This is a genomic window from Streptomyces sp. TBY4 (assembly GCF_024213195.1).
Taxonomy (GTDB): Bacteria; Actinomycetota; Actinomycetes; order Streptomycetales; family Streptomycetaceae; genus Streptomyces.
The window spans coordinates 121436-135971 of the sequence record NZ_JANAVF010000008.1 but is presented as its reverse complement, the minus strand read 5'-3'; the positions used below and the strand labels follow the sequence as shown (position 1 = coordinate 135971).

Annotated in this window: 15 protein-coding genes; 5 read left to right on the top strand and 10 right to left on the bottom strand. The window is 73.6% G+C overall.

Features of this window, described 5'->3' with window-relative positions; genetic code table 11:
- Positions 1-60: 60 nt before the first annotated feature.
- From NLX94_RS20885 to NLX94_RS20870, 4 genes are all read right to left on the bottom strand, one after another.
- Entirely contained in the window at positions 61-1290 is a 1230-nt protein-coding gene (locus tag NLX94_RS20885; RefSeq protein ID WP_254384504.1) for an arginine deiminase, read from the bottom strand.
- Between the two features lie 72 nt (positions 1291-1362).
- Complete coding sequence (locus NLX94_RS20880; protein ID WP_254384503.1) at positions 1363-1830, bottom strand: hypothetical protein; 468 nt, start codon at positions 1828-1830, stop codon at positions 1363-1365.
- 200 nt (positions 1831-2030) lie between these two features.
- Positions 2031-4598, bottom strand: a complete 2568-nt coding sequence (locus tag NLX94_RS20875) for a polynucleotide kinase-phosphatase (protein ID WP_254384502.1) — start codon at positions 4596-4598, stop codon at positions 2031-2033.
- Positions 4595-6079, bottom strand: a complete 1485-nt coding sequence (locus NLX94_RS20870; protein ID WP_254384501.1) for a 3' terminal RNA ribose 2'-O-methyltransferase Hen1 — start codon at positions 6077-6079, stop codon at positions 4595-4597. The genes NLX94_RS20875 and NLX94_RS20870 overlap by 4 nt, the downstream gene beginning before the upstream one ends.
- A 68-nt stretch (positions 6080-6147) precedes the next feature.
- Between NLX94_RS20870 and NLX94_RS20865 the strand changes: the two genes are divergently transcribed.
- Both NLX94_RS20865 and NLX94_RS20860 read left to right on the top strand, forming a co-directional pair.
- Complete coding sequence (locus tag NLX94_RS20865; protein ID WP_254384500.1) at positions 6148-6393, top strand: hypothetical protein; 246 nt, start codon at positions 6148-6150, stop codon at positions 6391-6393.
- 118 nt (positions 6394-6511) lie between these two features.
- Positions 6512-6934 (top strand): hypothetical protein, encoded by a 423-nt coding sequence (locus NLX94_RS20860; protein ID WP_254384499.1) that lies wholly within the window; start codon positions 6512-6514, stop codon positions 6932-6934.
- Here NLX94_RS20860 and mmuM read toward each other — a convergent pair.
- Both mmuM and NLX94_RS20850 read right to left on the bottom strand, forming a co-directional pair.
- Positions 6921-7832, bottom strand: coding sequence for a homocysteine S-methyltransferase (gene mmuM, locus NLX94_RS20855; protein WP_254384498.1), 912 nt, complete (start codon positions 7830-7832; stop codon positions 6921-6923). The two genes, NLX94_RS20860 and mmuM, sit on opposite strands and share 14 nt — an antisense overlap.
- A 14-nt stretch (positions 7833-7846) precedes the next feature.
- Positions 7847-8770, bottom strand: a complete 924-nt coding sequence (locus NLX94_RS20850; RefSeq protein ID WP_254384497.1) for an LLM class F420-dependent oxidoreductase — start codon at positions 8768-8770, stop codon at positions 7847-7849.
- A 203-nt stretch (positions 8771-8973) separates the two neighbouring features.
- On the opposite strand from NLX94_RS20850, the gene NLX94_RS20845 reads away from it, so the two are divergent.
- The gene (locus tag NLX94_RS20845; protein ID WP_254384667.1) at positions 8974-9261 is read left to right on the top strand and encodes a hypothetical protein; all 288 of its coding nucleotides are present in this window, start codon (positions 8974-8976) and stop codon (positions 9259-9261) included.
- Between the two features lie 110 nt (positions 9262-9371).
- Here NLX94_RS20845 and NLX94_RS20840 read toward each other — a convergent pair whose 3' ends face one another.
- The 4 genes from NLX94_RS20840 to NLX94_RS20825 all read right to left on the bottom strand — a co-directional run bounded on the left by NLX94_RS20840 (position 9372) and on the right by NLX94_RS20825 (position 12632).
- Positions 9372-9857, bottom strand: a complete 486-nt coding sequence (locus NLX94_RS20840) for a DUF6099 family protein (protein ID WP_254384496.1) — start codon at positions 9855-9857, stop codon at positions 9372-9374.
- 124 nt (positions 9858-9981) lie between these two features.
- On the bottom strand, positions 9982-10428 hold the full coding sequence (locus tag NLX94_RS20835) for a nucleotide pyrophosphohydrolase (RefSeq protein ID WP_308402474.1): 447 nt from the start codon (positions 10426-10428) through the stop codon (positions 9982-9984).
- Entirely contained in the window at positions 10425-11606 is a 1182-nt protein-coding gene (locus tag NLX94_RS20830) for an ATP-binding protein (RefSeq protein ID WP_254384654.1), read from the bottom strand. The genes NLX94_RS20835 and NLX94_RS20830 overlap by 4 nt, the downstream gene beginning before the upstream one ends.
- Before the next feature lie 630 nt (positions 11607-12236).
- A complete protein-coding gene (locus NLX94_RS20825; RefSeq protein ID WP_250742110.1) occupies positions 12237-12632 on the bottom strand; it encodes a cell division protein SepF in 396 nt (131 codons plus the stop codon).
- Between the two features lie 179 nt (positions 12633-12811).
- Here NLX94_RS20825 and NLX94_RS20820 point away from each other — a divergent pair, with 179 nt between their 5' ends.
- Positions 12812-13531, top strand: coding sequence for a DUF2470 domain-containing protein (locus NLX94_RS20820; protein WP_254384495.1), 720 nt, complete (start codon positions 12812-12814; stop codon positions 13529-13531).
- An 84-nt stretch (positions 13532-13615) separates the two neighbouring features.
- The gene (locus tag NLX94_RS20815; protein ID WP_254384494.1) at positions 13616-14536 is read left to right on the top strand and encodes an NADP-dependent oxidoreductase; all 921 of its coding nucleotides are present in this window, start codon (positions 13616-13618) and stop codon (positions 14534-14536) included.

The window sequence follows — 14536 nt, the reverse complement described above, 5'->3', positions numbered from 1 at the left end:
CCGGCCCGGACCACCCGCCCCGGCCCCCCGCCCTGCTCCCGGCCCTGCTCCCCCGGCCGGCTAGGCCACCGCGTCCCGCTCCACCGGGCAGCTCATGCAGCGCGGCCCGCCCCGCCCCCGGCCCAGCTCGCTCCCCGGGATCTCGATGACCTCGATCCCTTCCTTCCGCAGGTGGGTGTTGGTCGTCACGTTCCGCTCGTAGGCGACGACCACCCCCGGCTCCACCGCCAGCACGTTGCAGCCGTCGTCCCACTGCTCGCGCTCGGCGGCGTGCACGTCCTGGGTCGCCGTGAGCACCCGGATCGAGTCCAGCCCGAGGGCGGCGGCGACCGCCCGGTGCATGTGCTCCGGCGGGTGGTCGGTCACCTTCAGCTCGCTCGCGCCGTCACCCGGCTCGATCGTGTAGGAGCGCAGCATGCCCAGGCCCGCGTACTGGGTGAACGTATCTCCGTCGACCATCGTCATCACCGTGTCCAGGTGCATGAACGCGCGCCGCTTGGGCATGTCGAGCGCCACGATCGTGGTCGCCGATCCGGCGGCGAACAGCCCGCGCGCCAGCATCTCCACCGCCTGCGGGGTGGTCCGCTCGCTCATCCCGATCAGGACGGCGCCGTTGCCGATGACCAGGACGTCGCCGCCCTCGATGGTGGAGGGGTAGTCGGCCTGCCCCTGGGACCAGGTGTGGAAGGGCCCGGAGCCGGTGAAGAGCGGGTGGTGCTTGTAGATGGCCTCGAAGTGCACGGTCTCGCGCTGCCGGGCCGGCCAGCGCATGGCGTTGATGGAGACCCCGTCGTAGATCCAGGCGGAGGTGTCCCGGGTGAAGAGGTGGTTGGGCAGCGGGCCCAGCAGGAAGCCGTCCAGCTCCAGGGCGTGGAAGCGGACCGACACCGGCTCCGCGTGCCGCTCCAGGAACTCCCGCTTGGTCATCCCGCCGATCAGCGCCTCGGCCAGGTCCGCCGAGGACAGTCCGTCGAAGACCGCCCGCAGGTGGTCGGTGGCGAGCGGGCCGTACTCCTTCTCGTCGAAGACCCGGTCCAGGACGAGGTGTCTCGCCTCCGGGATGTCCAGGGCCTCCATGAGCAGGTCACCGAAGAGGTGGACCTCGACGCCCCGGTCGCGCAGGACGTCGGCGAAGCCGTCGTGCTCCTGGCGGGCCCGGCGCACCCACAGCACGTCGTCGAAGAGCAGTGCGTCCTTGTTGCTCGGTGTGAGCCGCTTCAGCTCCAGGTCGGGCCGGTGGAGGATGACGCGGCGAAGCCGCCCGGTCTCGGAATCGACATGGAATCCCATGCCGTACACGTTCGCAGACCGGGCGGCTTTTTGACGTGGCGTCGGCCCAGCAGGTTCGGCCCGGCTGCTCCGTCAGCGCAGGCCGAGCAAGGCCTCCGGGGTTCCGGTGAGGTCCGGGGCGATGACGCCCAGCGCGGGGGCGGTCAGGTTCGGCAGACCGTAGTTGGACGCGTCGGGCATGGTCAGTGGGGAGCCGACGAGCAGTCCCGGGGTGCGGGTGCGCACGGTGGTCGCGGGCGCGTCGAGCGAGCCCTCGCCGTCCGTCTCGGGCTTGCCGGCCAGGTTCGGCACCGGGGAGGTGAGGAGGGTGTCGCCGAGCTCCGTGCCGATCGGCACCGCCGGCAGCAGCGGGGTCGGGAGCATGTCGCCCTTGTGGTGCACGGGCGCCTGGGGCGCGCCGACCACCGGCACCGGGACACCGGTGGCCAGGTGCGGGAGGTCCACGCCGAGCGTGGTCCGCACCGCGTCCAGGGGGACTCCCACCGGTACCGCGTCGGCCATGGCCGGGGTGGCCGCGCCGGCCGCAGCCATACAGGTCATGAGTGCCGCAATGCTTCCGCGCGCGGTCATCTTCATAGGTGACGTTCCGTCCTTCCAGGGTCGCGGACATTCCGCTGCCCTGGATGAACGATCCCGCCGGTGGTTTTCCCGGAGTTCTCCGCGAAAGTTCCCCCATACGACCTAATGAGCGGCCGTACGGGGGACCTTCCTTGACGCCTCCGGAAGCTGGTCCCGGCCCGTCAGAGCCGCGGGTCCACCGGCTCCGACTCCAGCGCGAGGACCGCGAAGACCGCCTCGTGGACCCGCCACAGCGGCTCCCCCGCCGCCAGCCGGTCCACGGCCTCCAGGCCGAGCGCGTACTCGCGCAGGGCGAGCGAGCGCTTGTGCCCGAGGTGGCGCCCGCGCAGCCGCTCCAGGTGGTCCGGGCGCGTGTACTCGGGACCGTAGATGATCCGCAGGTACTCGCGTCCGCGCACCTTCAGCCCCGGCTGCACGAGCCGGCCCCTGCCGTCCTTGGCGTACGCCTGGAGCGGTTTGACGACCATGCCCTCGCCGCCGGCCTCCGTCAGCGCCAGCCACCAGTCGGTGCCCGCCCGTACCGAGGCCTCGTCGGCGGTGTCCACCAGGATCCGGCCGGTGCGGCGCAGCAGTCCGGTCCCGGCGGCCTCGTCGGCGGCGACGAGCCGGTCCAGCCAGAACAGCTGCTCGTCGTGGGGTACGGCCGCCAGCGAGCGCCCGGCCGCCGCCAGCAGCTGGAACGGGGCGAACCGTACGCCGTCCAGCCCCTCGGTGCTCCAGCAGTAGCGCCGGTACGCCTGGGTGAACCGGGCCGCGTCGGCGGCCCGCCCGCGCTGGCGCTCCAGGAGCTCCCCGGTGCCGGCGCCCCGGGCCGCGGCCGCCTCCAGGGCGGCGATGACCTCCGGGAACACGGCGCCGGAGGCCGCGCCCACGGCGGCGTACTGGTTGCGCAACAGGCCGGTGGACTTCAGCGACCAGGGCAGCAGCTCGCCGTCGACGAGCAGCCAGTCCGTGTCGAGCTCCTCCCACAGCCCCGCGTCGGTGACCGCCGAGCGCAGCCGGCCGAGGACCTCCTCGGTGACCTCGGGGTCCTTGAAGAAGGGCCGTCCGGTGCGGGTGTACACCGACCCGGTGGGGCCGTCGACCCCGAACCGCTCGCGGGCCGCCGCGGCGTCCTTGCAGAGCAGCACGGTGGCGCGGGAGCCCATGTGCTTCTCCTCGCAGACGACCTGCGCGATCCCGTCCTTGCGGTACTGCGCGAAGGCCTCGGCGGGGTGCTCCAGGTAGCCCTCTTCCGTGGAGGTGGCCGTCGGCGCCATGGTCGGCGGGAGGTACGGGACCAGGCGCGGGTCCACGGCGAAGCGGCTCATCACCTCCAGGGCGGCGGCCGCGTTCTCCTCGCGGACGTTGACGTTGCCCAGGTGCCGGGTCTCCACGATCCGGCGGCCCTGGACGTCGGCCAGGTCGAGCGGACGGCCGTCGTGCCCGCCGGGCACTTCGGTGACGAGCGGCTTGACCGGCTCGTACCAGACCTTCTCGGCCGGTACGTCGACCAGTTCGCGCTCGGGCCAGCGCAGGGCGGTCATCCGCCCGCCGAAGACGGCTCCGGTGTCGAGGCAGATGGTGTTGTTGATCCAGGCGGTGTCCGGGACCGGCGTGTGGCCGTAGACCACGACGGCCTTGCCCCGGTAGTCCTCGGCCCACGGGTAGCGCACGGGCAGCCCGAACTCGTCGGTCTCGCCGGTGGTCTCCCCGTACAGGGCGTGCGAGCGCACCCGGCCGGAGGTGCGGCCGTGGTACTTCTCGGGCAGCCCGGCGTGGCAGACGACGAGCTTCCCGCCGTCGAGGACGTAGTGGCTGACCAGGCCCTGGATGAAGGCGCGGACCTCCTGGACGAACTCCGGCGGCTCCTTGTCGAGCTGCTCGATCGTCTCGGCGAGGCCGTGGGTCTGCTGGACCTTCGATCCCTTGAGGTAGCGGGCGAGCTTGTTCTCGTGGTTTCCGGGCACGCAGAGGGCGTTGCCGGAGCCGGCCATCCCCATCACGCGGCGCAGTACGCCGGGGCTGTCCGGGCCGCGGTCGACGAGGTCGCCGACGAACACGGCGGTGCGGCCCTCGGGGTGGGCCCCGTCCTCGTAGCCGAGCTTGGCGAGCAGGGTCTCCAGCTCGGAGGAACAGCCGTGGATGTCGCCGATGATGTCGAAGGGGCCGGTGAGGTGGGTGAGGTCGTTGAAGCGCTTCTCCAGGACCACTTCGGCCGACTCGACCTCCTCCGGTGTACGCAGCACGTGCACCTTGCGGAAGCCCTCGCGCTCCAGGCCGCGCAGCGAACGCCGCAGATCGCGGCGGTGGCGCTGGATGACGGCGCGCGGCAGCTTCGCCCGCTCCGGCCGGCCCGCGTTGCGCTCCGCGCAGACTTCCTCGGGCAGGTCGAGGACGATCGCGATGGGCAGGACGTCGTACTCCCGGGCCAGCTGGACCAGCTGCCGGCGGGACTCGGCCTGGACGCTGGTGGCGTCGACCACGGTGAGGCGGCCGGCGGCGAGCCGCTTGCCCGCGATGTAGTGCAGGACCTCGAAGGCGTCCTTGCTGGCGCTCTGGTCGTTCTCGTCGTCGGCGACCAGGCCGCGGCAGTAGTCGGAGGAGATGACCTCGGTGGGCTTGAAGTGCCTGCGGGCGAAGGTGGACTTGCCCGAGCCGGTGGCCCCGATCAGGACGACGAGGGACAGGTCGGTGACGGGGAGCACGCGCTTGCGGTCTGCGGTGGGGGCGGTGTCGGTGTCGGTCATGCTGCCTTGCCCTCCTTCGGGGTCTCGGTGCCGGTGGTGGCGGTGTTCAGGGTGAAGACGGCCATCTGGGTCGGCGGCCCCACCTCGGGGTCGTCGTCCCCGACGGGCAGGTACGCGACGCCGTAGCCGTGCCGGGAGGCGACGTCCCCGGCCCAGGCCCGGAACTCCTCGCGGGTCCACTCGAAGCGGTGGTCGCCGTGCCGGGCGTGCCCGGCGGGCAGGGTCTCCCAGCGGACGTTGTACTCGACGTTCGGCGTGGTCACGAGGACCGTACGGGGGCGGGCCGAGCCGAACACTGCGTACTCCAGGGCGGGCAGCCGCTCCGGGTCCAGGTGCTCGATGACCTCGCTGAGCACGGCCGCGTCGTAACCGGCGAGCCGCTTGTCGGTGTACGCGAGCGAGCCCTGCGTCAGCCGCACGCGGGAGCTCTGCCGCTCCCCCATCCGCTCCAGCCGCAGCCGCTTGGCGGCGATGTTCAGCGCCCGGACGGACACGTCCACGCCGACGATCTCGGTGTACGCCGGGTCCTTGAGCAGTGCCTGCAGCAGCTGGCCCTGGCCGCAGCCCAGGTCGAGGACGCGTGCCGCACCGGCCGCTCCCAGCGCGGCGAGGATCGCCTCGCGGCGCAGCACGGCGAGCGGTACGGGCTTCTCCTCGGTGTCGGTGGCCTCGTCGACGGCGTTGTCGATCTCCTCGACCTCGCTCCCGTCGGCCTCGGCGAGGCGGACCAACTCCAGCCGCTCCAGGGCGTCCTGGGTCAGCCGCTTGTGGCGGGCCAGGTAGCGGGAGGTGATCAGCCCGCTCTCCGGGTGCTCGGCGAGCCAGCCGTCCCCGGCGCGCATCAGCTTGTCCACCTCGTCGGAGGCGATCCAGTAGTGCTTGGAGTCGTCGAGGACGGGCAGCAGGACGTACAGCCCGCGCAGCGCGTCGGACAGGCGCAGCTCGCCCTCCAGGACGAGGCGCACGTACCGGGAGCCCCCCCACTCCGGGAAGGTCTCGTCGAGCGCGACCGGGGTGGCCGTGACCGTGTCCCAGCCGAGCGGCCCGAACAGCCGGCGCACGAGCTCGACGCCGCCCCGGGCGGGCAGCACCGGGATCTCGACCCGCAGCGGGCGCACCTCGCCGGGCAGCTCGGGACGGGCCGCGCACTGCCCCTTCAGCGCACTGCGGAACACCCCGCTCAGCGCGACGGCCAGCAACGAGGAGGCGGCGTAGGGCCGGTCGTTGACGTACTGCGCGAGCGCGGCATCGGGCGTCCCGCCCTGCCCCTTGCCCTGACCACGCCGCACGAGCGCGACGGGATCCACCTCCAGCAGCAGCCCCGCCGTGCACCGCTCGTCCGTGGCCTCGGGGTAGAAGACGTGGGCGGTGCCGTGGGAGGTGGAGAACGCCTGCGTCCTGCCGGGGTGCTTGTGCAGCAGAAACCCCAGGTCGGTGGCTGGTCGCTCGGCCGTGCCGGTCGTCGAGATCGTCAGGAACATGCGAGCGATTGTTGCTGGTCAGCGGTGTTGCCCGCGCCCTATTTTCCGGTGGCGTCTACCGTCGAATCATGAGCGGCATCGTCGTCGTGTACGAGCTCGACCAGCCGGTGGCGGGGTCCGTCCACCGGGTGCACGCTGCCCCCCGCGCTCCGGGGAGCAGCACCGGGCGGGGTCCGCGGACCATGTGCGGCAAGGACACCTTCGCCATGGAGACGGCCGACTGGACGCCGTCCGACCATCCCGACGCCTGGTATCCGCCGGAGTACGCCGGCTCGGTGTGTCCCGGCTGTGAGGCGGTGATGAGCGAGGACTAGGCCGGCTCCCAGGGTGATGACGTCTCCATCATGACAGGTCAGAGGCTGTTTTCGTAGGACGGACGGCACAGCCGGTCAGCCTTGTCCGGGGCCCTGCGCGGCTCACAGAATCTCCCTCATGAATCCCACGGAGAACATCAATCACGACGCCGTGCTGCGCGCCCGGGTGGCGCTCCTCGGATCGGGCACGCTGCCCGTCCGGGAGCGGGTGGCCGCCTTCCGCGTCCTCGTCCAGGTGAGTCCGTTGGCCTATCTGCCCCTGCTGGCCGTCGCGTTGTTCGCGTACAGCCGCCAGGAGTTCGCCCACCGGCCCGGCATAGCGCTCGCCCTGCGCGCCGAGTCCGTCGGCGCCGCGCGCCGGATGTGCGCGCTGGAGCCCGGGGAGACCCAGCTGCTGCTCAGCGCGCTCGTGCACTACCGCGAGCAGCTGCTCCTGATGGAGCGTCCGGAGGAACTGGCCGCTGTGGAAGCGGAGATGAGCACCCTCGTCGCCTCGGGGGGCGGGTCGCCCGAGGTGCGCTGGGACCTCAGCCGAGCGTAGCGGCCAGTTCGGCGATGCGGTCGGGGCCGATGCGGCAGCAGCCGCCGATGAGCCGGGCCCCGGCCCGCTGCCAGGCGGTCACGGGCCAGGGGACGGGGGTGGCCGGGGCCCGCCAGGTGGCGGTGGCGGGCTCCCAGACCGAGCCGTCGTTGGGGTAGGCCAGCAGGGGTGCGGCCGTGACGGCGGCGGCCGCTTCGAGGGCGGGCAGCACCTCCGCCGGATCGCAGCAGTTCACGCCGACGGCGATGACCTGCGGGGAGCCGGCGGCGAGGGCGAAGGCCTCGGCCAGGGGCTGCCCGGCCCGGGTGCGGCCGCCCTCCACCGTGTAGCTCAGCCAGGCGCGGGCCCCGGTCTCCGTGAGCACGGTGAGCAGGGCTTCGGCCTCGGTGGTGTCCGGGACGGTCTCCAGGGCCAGGACGTCGGGGCCCGCGGCCAGCAGCGCCGCGATCCGGGGCCGGTGGAAGTCGGCGAGCTCCCGCACGCTCAGGCCGTACCGGCCCCGGTACTCGGAGCCGTCCGCGAGCACCGCCCCGTACGGGCCCACGGACGCGGCGACCCACACCGGGTGCTCCGCCGCCCGGGCCGCCGCGTCGGCCAGCCGCACGCTGCGGCGCAGCAGGGCCGTCGTGTGCTCCGGGCCGTGGCCGCGCCGGGCGAGGGCGGCGTACCCCACCTGGTAGCTCGCGGTGATCAGCACCTCGGCGCCGGCCCGGGCGTAGGCGGTGTGGGCGGCCGTCACCTGCTCCGGGCGTTCGGTGAGGACCCGGCCCGTCCAGAGGCCTCCGGACAGGTCGCAGCCCTGGTCGGCTAGCTGGTTGCTCAGCCCGCCGTCCAGGAGCACGGTCCGCCCGCCGGGGCCGGCGAGGGCCTCGGCGAGCGGGCGGCGGGTGCGGGGCACGGTCGTCGCTCCCGTCAGCCGAGCTGGGACTGGACCCGGGAGGAGATCAGCTCCAGGTGGTCCAGATCGCCGAGGTCGAGGACCTGGAGGTAGAGGCGGGAGGAGCCGACCGCCTCGTAGGCTCCGATCCGGTCCACGACCTCGGCCGGGGAGCCGGCCAGGCCGTTGGCCTTGAGTTCCGCGACGTCCCGGCCGATGGCGGCGGCCCGCCGGGCCACCTCGGCGTCGTCCTTGCCCACGCAGACGACGAGGGCGTTGGAGTAGACGAGGTCGCCGGGCTTGCGTCCGGCCTCCTCGGCGGCCGCGCGGACCCGGCCGAACTGCCGCTCGCTGTCCGCGATCGAGGCGAAGGGCATGTTGAACTCGTCGGCGTACCGGGCGGCGAGGCGCGGGGTGCGCTTCGCGCCGTGGCCGCCGATCAGGACCGGGATCCTGTCCTGGGCCGGCTTGGGCAGCGCCGGGGAGTTCTCCACCTGGTAGTGGACGCCCGCGTAGTCGAAGGTGGCGCCGGGCGCGGTGCCCCACAGACCGGTGATGATCTCCAGCTGCTCCTCCAGCCGGGCGAGGCGCTCGGCCGGGAAGGGGATGCCGTACGCCTTGTGCTCCTCCTCGAACCAGCCCGCGCCCAGGCCGAGTTCGATCCGGCCGCCCGACATCTGGTCGACCTGCGCGACCTGGATGGCGAGCACGCCGGGGAGCCGGAAGGTGCCGGCCGTCATCAGCGTGCCCAGCCGGATCCGCTTGGTCTCGCGGGCCAGGCCGGCCAGGGTGATCCAGGCGTCGGTGGGGCCGGGCAGGCCGTCGGCCGCGCCCATCCGCAGGTAGTGGTCCGAGCGGAAGAAGGCGTCGAAGCCCAGCTCCTCGGTGGCCTTGGCGACGCTCAGGAGGGTGTCGTAGCTCGCGCCCTGCTGGGGCTCGGTGAAGATACGGAGATCCATGTCTCCATCCTGCCCTTTCGTCCCCGGCCGGGTGAATCTGAGTCAACCGGGTGCTCCCCGCCGCCCGCGCCAGTGACCAGCCCGGAGGGGGATCGTTGGCTCGGACGGAGCCGGACCGCCCGGCCCGCGCGCCGGCGGCCCTTCGCCGGTGCGTCCACCGCCCCCTTCCGCCTTCCGGAAGGGCCAGGGCCGAGGAGGCCGCCATGTCCCAGGAGTCCGCGCCGGAGACCCCCCGGCAAGCGCGTCAGGACTGTCAGACCGGGCAGGCAGCACACGACCACGCACGCCAGGAGTCCTCGGTACCCGCCCAGGGCGGGGCACCGAAGGGTCTGCTGCAGCAAATGGAAGAGCTGATGGCGGCGCTGAACGCCGACCTGTCGCAGCTCGACGCCGACCTCCAGTCCTCCACCGACCGCAGCCCCGCCGCTCCGCTGCCCCAGGGCGGCCGCACCCCGGAGAGCGAACACCGCCCGTCCTACCGGTCCTTCTGACCGCCCGGGTCCCGTCGCGCGCGGCGGGACCCCACCGGAACACCCCGGACCCCGGCAATCACCGGACCCCGGAACCACCGGAGCACACCGAGCACCTCCGACATCGCGGCTCAGGCCACGCCGGAGGCGGATCCCCGCTCGCGGACGGTCAGCCGGCGCAGGATCGCCCGGACCCGGTCGCTCGACTCGTCGGCCGCGTCTATCGACTCTATGCACTGCCAGTACAGACTCTCGTCGTCCGTCCCGCAGGCCACCCCGACCAGCGCTATGCCGACTTCCCCGAGCAGCGCCTGCAGCCCGAGCAGCGCCTGCCGGGCATCCGACACCTCGGTCAACTGGGCTGCTCTGGGCGGGAGATCGGGCGCACTGCCCTCTCCGCGCAGCGCCGCCCGGTCGAGCACCCCGCAGCCTCTGCCCCCCGCTTCGCCCAGCCCCCGTGCCTCCGCTCTCAGCTCCGGCGGCCCGGTGACCGCCAGCCAGCTCCCGATGCCCTGCGCGAGCGCCTGCGCCTGCCAGGCCTCGCCCACGATGTCCCATGCAGCCCCGCTCTGCGCCAGCGCGTGCCGGCCGGCTGCGATGAGCCGTACCGCGTCCATATGCCGTCCCCCGTCCGCACGACATCTCGCCGTTCTCTCCACTACCCAGAGTGAGGGCAACGGGCCGGTAAAGCCAGGGGTATTCGGAAATTGTGGACACCGAAGATGGTTGTGGATATCACCATCACTCCGAAGAGTGACGGTCCGCACCCGGAGGGCCCGTGACGGGGAACCTCAGCTCGTTCCGCTCGATCTTCGCGGCGAGCGCATCCAGCACATCGACCCCGAGGACCTCACAGAACTGCAGCAGGTAGGCGAGCACGTCGGCCACCTCATCGGCCACTCTGTGCGCGGTGTCCGGCTTCTCCATGACCCTGGCGGACTGTTCCGGCGTCAGCCACTGGAAGATCTCCACCAGTTCGGCCGCCTCGACGCTCAGCGCCACCGCCAGGTTCTTGGGCGTGTGGTACGGCTCCCACCCGCGCGCCGCCGCGAACTCGGCCAGCCGCCGCTGGAGCCGGTCGATCCGCTCGCCGGCCCCCTCGTCCGCCCCGGTCGCTCCGGTCGGTCCGGTCGGTCCGGTCGCTCCGCCCGGTCCGCCCGGTTCATTCGCTCCACGCTCTTCGCTCATGGCCCCAGGTCTACCACCGAGACCCCCGCGACCCCGCGGGCGGCCGCCGCACAGGCCTCGCCCGCCGAGGCCGCCAGCCTGACCTGCCCGCGCCCGCACGCCAGTACGGCCAGCCGGAGCAGTTCGGCGGTCTGCCGGCCGTCCAGGTCCCGGTCGAAGCCGTCCGCGAGCACCGTCAGCGCCTGCCGTGCGGAGGGCAGTTCGGCCGCCGGGTCCACGTCCAGGACCCCGGGCCCGGTCAGCAGCACCAGGGCGAGGGCCAGGAAGCGCAGCTCGCCCGCGCCCAGCCGGCCCAGCTCGGTGGCGGGCCTCGACGGACCCCGGTCCAGCAGGCCGGTGACCGGGCCGCCCTCGGAGGCCCGTACGTCCAGTCCGGCCACCCACCCGGCGCAGCCGGTACGGGCGGCCGCGGTCAGCAGCCCGTACCGGGTGCCGCACTCCAGCCGGGTCCGGCGCAGTACGTCGGCCAGATTGGCGCAGTCGCCGAGCAGCCGCCCCTCCCCCGGCGCGGCCGGCTTCCGCATCCGCTCCGGGCGGGGGTCGCAGGGGAACACCGAGCGCAGCGCGACCACCACCTGTTCGGCGGCGGCCAGCACCTGCCGCTGCCCCTCGGTGGCCCCGGCCACGCGCAGCGGGAGCAGGGCGGTCCCGAGCCGGTCGTCGGGGAGCGGGGCCCGGGTGACCCCGGTGGCTCCGCCGGTCAGCCAGGCCGCCTGGACGGACCGCCGCCCGGGGTCGCGCAGTGCGGTGGCGAGGAGCACCTGCCCGCCCGCGGAGAGCCGTTCGCCGACGATCCGCAGCGCGGGCTCCGCCTGCACGGCCAGGTCGAGCCGGACCGGTCCGGCGGGGCCGTCGACCGTGCAGCCGATCCGGAACCCCCGGCGCCGCTCGGCGTCGGGCACCGCCCGGTCGGGGATCCGGGCCCGCGGATCGGGGAACACCTCCTCCAGGGTGGCCCCGGCGCCGAGCGCGGCCAGCGCCCCGTAGGCCTCCAGCACCTGGGACTTGCCGCTCCCGCTCGGCCCCGCGAAGAGGGTGACGGGCCCGAGCACGAACCGGGCCCCGCGGTGCGCCCCGTAGGCGGAGAGCCGCAACTCGGTGACGGCGGGCCGCAGATGCGGTGTGCCTCCGGCGGTGGGCGGGGATGGGGCCGGCCCCGAACCCTGGGCCGGAACCATCGCCGAGGCCGGCGCGGGCCCCGGAGCCGGGGGCGGAACCGGAACCGGCGTCGGGGCCGAGAGCAGGGCCGCAGCCGGAGCCAAGGCCTGAGCCAGAGCTGGGGCCAGGCCCGAGGCCGGAGCCAGGCCCGAGGCCGGAGCTGGGGCCAGGGCCGAGGCCGGGGCCAGGGCCGAGGCCGAGGCCGGGGCCAGGGCCAGGGCCAGGGCCGAGGCCGGGGCCAGGGCCAGGGCCGAGGCCGAGGCCGGGGCCAGGGCCGAGGCCGAGGCCGGGGCCCGGTGCTCCGCTAACCCCGTACCGGCTGGGGCGGCGGGCCCCGCGGAAGCGGCAGGGTCGCCCGAGGCGGCGAACGCTGAGGAGCCGACGGGCCCGGCGGAAGGGTCGCTGCCGGGCAGTTCGGCGGAGGCCGAGGAGGCGGGAGCGGCGAAGGGGACAGCGGCAAGCACGGCGGAGGGGGCCGCGGAGGCGGGCACGACGGAGGGTGCGGCGAGCGCCGTGGGGGCGGGCACGGCGGCGGGAGCCGCGAGGACCGCGGAGGCGGGCACGGCGGCGGGGCGCGAGGTCATGCGCCGGACGGTACGGTTCGCCGGAACTCCGGGGGTGCGGCGAACCGTTCCGTCCGCGGGACCTTCCTACGATCGGGGGACGGCCGCGGCCGCGATCCCCTCCACCTCGGTTCCGACGGGCGCCAGCAGGAAGACGTTGCGGTCGACCCGGTGCATCCCGCTGCCCAGCCCGAAGACCACGCCGCTGCTGAAGTCCAGGATCCGCTTGGCCACTTCACCGTCCGCGCCCGTGAGGTCCAGCAGCACCGGGATCTGCGCGATCAGGTACTCCGCCACCTCCCGCGCGTCCGCGAAGACCTGGACCCGGATCACCACGAACCGCCGCTGCTCCGCCGCGGACGCCCCCGGAACGGTGGGGATCGTGCGGTGATCCACCCGGGAGGGCCACTCGTTGCGACTCCGCAGGGGGACCACCTGCGCGAGCCCCTCCCACTGTTCGTCGGTGACGTCGTACCTGCTCACCAGGCCGCCTCGGCCTTGCGCTTCATGTGCATCCCCCCATCTTCTCGCGTTTCACCCGTTCAGCCCAACACCGACACGAGGCGACTGAGAAGCCCCGTCTACCCGCACCCCGCCGAGTAGGTTAGGTTAGGCATGCCTAAGTACGTGCCATCTCGCCACTCGGGACGACGGAGATCCACATGCACCTGCCCCTGCTGCTCCCCACCGACGCCGAGCGGGTCCGGTCCATCCTGGCCGCCGCGCACTCCATGACCGTCGTCACCGACGGGCAGCGCACGGAGATCCGCCACCTCGACGGCACCGACCCCCTCGGCCGGCTGCACCTGCACCCCGCCGGGCCGGGCGCCCGCGCCGAGCACCGCCCCGAGATCCGGATGGAGTTCACGGACATCGCGCCGACGCCGGTACGGGACCGCGTGCGCGCCCGGGTCACCCTCGTCGGCCGCCTGCTCACCCCGTACGCCGAGCTCGCGGACGAGGGCTCCGACGCCACCTGCGTGGAGTTCGGCCGGGCCGTCCTCGAAACCGCCGACGGCGTCCGCTCGTACGTCGGGCTCGACGAGCTCGACGCCGCCTGCCCCGACCCGCTCGCCCCCTACGAGGCCGGGATGCTCACCCACCTCCTCGACGACCACGCCGAACTCGTCACCCTCCTGCTGCGCCTGGTCCCGCCGCAGCCCGCCGCGCACCCCGGCGCCGGGTCGGCCGTCCTGCGCGCGCTGCCCCTCGCCATGGACCGATACGGGATCACCCTGCGCCTGGAGGAACGGCGCGGGCACCGCGACGTGCGGATCCCCTTCCCCTCCCCGCTCGACGACGTGGAGCAGTCCGGGGCGCAGATCCAGGCCCTGTTCAGCGCGGCCCGCCGCCGCTCGCACCGCAATACGCTCCCCGCCTGAGCGCCCCTGCACGGAACCGGCGATTCCGGAAATAGGCCCCACAGGCCCGGAATACGGGCCTCGGGCCCCTCGTTGGGGGTGATCATGAAGGCCATCACATACACCGCATACGGAACCCCCGACATCCTCACCCTCACCGAGGTTCCGGAGCCCAAGGTCGCTCCGGGCGAGGTCCTCGTCCGCGTCAAGGCGGCCGGCGTGAATCCGGTGGACTGGAAGCTCGCCTCCGGGTACCTCGACTCGATCCTCGAAGTCCGCTACCCGGTCATACCCGGCTGGGACGTGGCGGGCGTCGTCGAGGCGGTCGGCGAGGACACCTTCGACTACGCCGTCGGCGACGAGGTGTACGGCTACGTCCGCAAGGAGTGGGTGGAGCTGGGCACTTACGCCGAGCTGGTCTCCGCCCCCGTCCGCACCCTCGCCCGCAAGCCGCGCGAGCTGACCTTCGAGCAGGCCGCCGGCATCCCGCTGGCCGGGCTCACCGCCTACCAGTCGCTCACCCGCGTGGGGCTCGTCGCCGGCGAGACCGTGCTCATCCACTCCGCGGCCGGCGGCACCGGCTCCCTCGGCGTGCAGATCGCCGTCGCGCTCGGCCTGCGCGTCATCGGCACGGCCGGCGCGCACAACCACGACTACCTGCGCTCGCTGGGCGCCGAGCCGGTGCTGTACGGCGAAGGCTTCGCCGACCGGGTGCGCGAGCTGGCGCCCGAAGGGGTGGACGCCGCGCTGGACTTCTTCGGCGACGACGTCGTCCCGGTGCTCCAGTCCCTGGTCAAGGAGCGGCACCGGGTGGTGTCCATCGTCGACCACACCGCAGCCGCCCAGGGCGCGCACCAGCTGTGGGTCCGTCCGGACACCGCCGACCTGTCCTTCCTGGGCGAGCTCGCGGACGAGGGAAAGCTGACGGTCAACGTGGAGCACTCCCTGCCGCTCGCCGAGGCGGCGAAGGCCTGGGAGCTGAGCGCAACGGGCCGCACCCGCGGCAAGATCGTCCTCACGGTCTGA

What these genes read in the sequence shown, in the direction of transcription:
- NLX94_RS20875 (WP_254384502.1), bottom strand. Translation starts at nt 4,598, where the DNA reads ATGACCGACACCGACACCGCCCCCACCGCAGACCGCAAGCGCGTGCTC.
- NLX94_RS20885 (WP_254384504.1), bottom strand. Translation starts at nt 1,290, where the DNA reads ATGGGATTCCATGTCGATTCCGAGACCGGGCGGCTTCGCCGCGTCATC.
- NLX94_RS20820 (WP_254384495.1), top strand. Translation starts at nt 12,812, where the DNA reads ATGCACCTGCCCCTGCTGCTCCCCACCGACGCCGAGCGGGTCCGGTCC.
- NLX94_RS20840 (WP_254384496.1), bottom strand. Translation starts at nt 9,857, where the DNA reads ATGGACGCGGTACGGCTCATCGCAGCCGGCCGGCACGCGCTGGCGCAG.
- NLX94_RS20860 (WP_254384499.1), top strand. Translation starts at nt 6,512, where the DNA reads ATGAATCCCACGGAGAACATCAATCACGACGCCGTGCTGCGCGCCCGG.
- NLX94_RS20815 (WP_254384494.1), top strand. Translation starts at nt 13,616, where the DNA reads ATGAAGGCCATCACATACACCGCATACGGAACCCCCGACATCCTCACC.
- NLX94_RS20850 (WP_254384497.1), bottom strand. Translation starts at nt 8,770, where the DNA reads ATGGATCTCCGTATCTTCACCGAGCCCCAGCAGGGCGCGAGCTACGAC.
- NLX94_RS20845 (WP_254384667.1), top strand. Translation starts at nt 8,974, where the DNA reads ATGTCCCAGGAGTCCGCGCCGGAGACCCCCCGGCAAGCGCGTCAGGAC.
- NLX94_RS20865 (WP_254384500.1), top strand. Translation starts at nt 6,148, where the DNA reads ATGAGCGGCATCGTCGTCGTGTACGAGCTCGACCAGCCGGTGGCGGGG.
- NLX94_RS20870 (WP_254384501.1), bottom strand. Translation starts at nt 6,079, where the DNA reads ATGTTCCTGACGATCTCGACGACCGGCACGGCCGAGCGACCAGCCACC.
- NLX94_RS20880 (WP_254384503.1), bottom strand. Translation starts at nt 1,830, where the DNA reads ATGACCTGTATGGCTGCGGCCGGCGCGGCCACCCCGGCCATGGCCGAC.
- NLX94_RS20830 (WP_254384654.1), bottom strand. Translation starts at nt 11,606, where the DNA reads ATGGTTCCGGCCCAGGGTTCGGGGCCGGCCCCATCCCCGCCCACCGCC.
- NLX94_RS20835 (WP_308402474.1), bottom strand. Translation starts at nt 10,428, where the DNA reads ATGAGCGAAGAGCGTGGAGCGAATGAACCGGGCGGACCGGGCGGAGCG.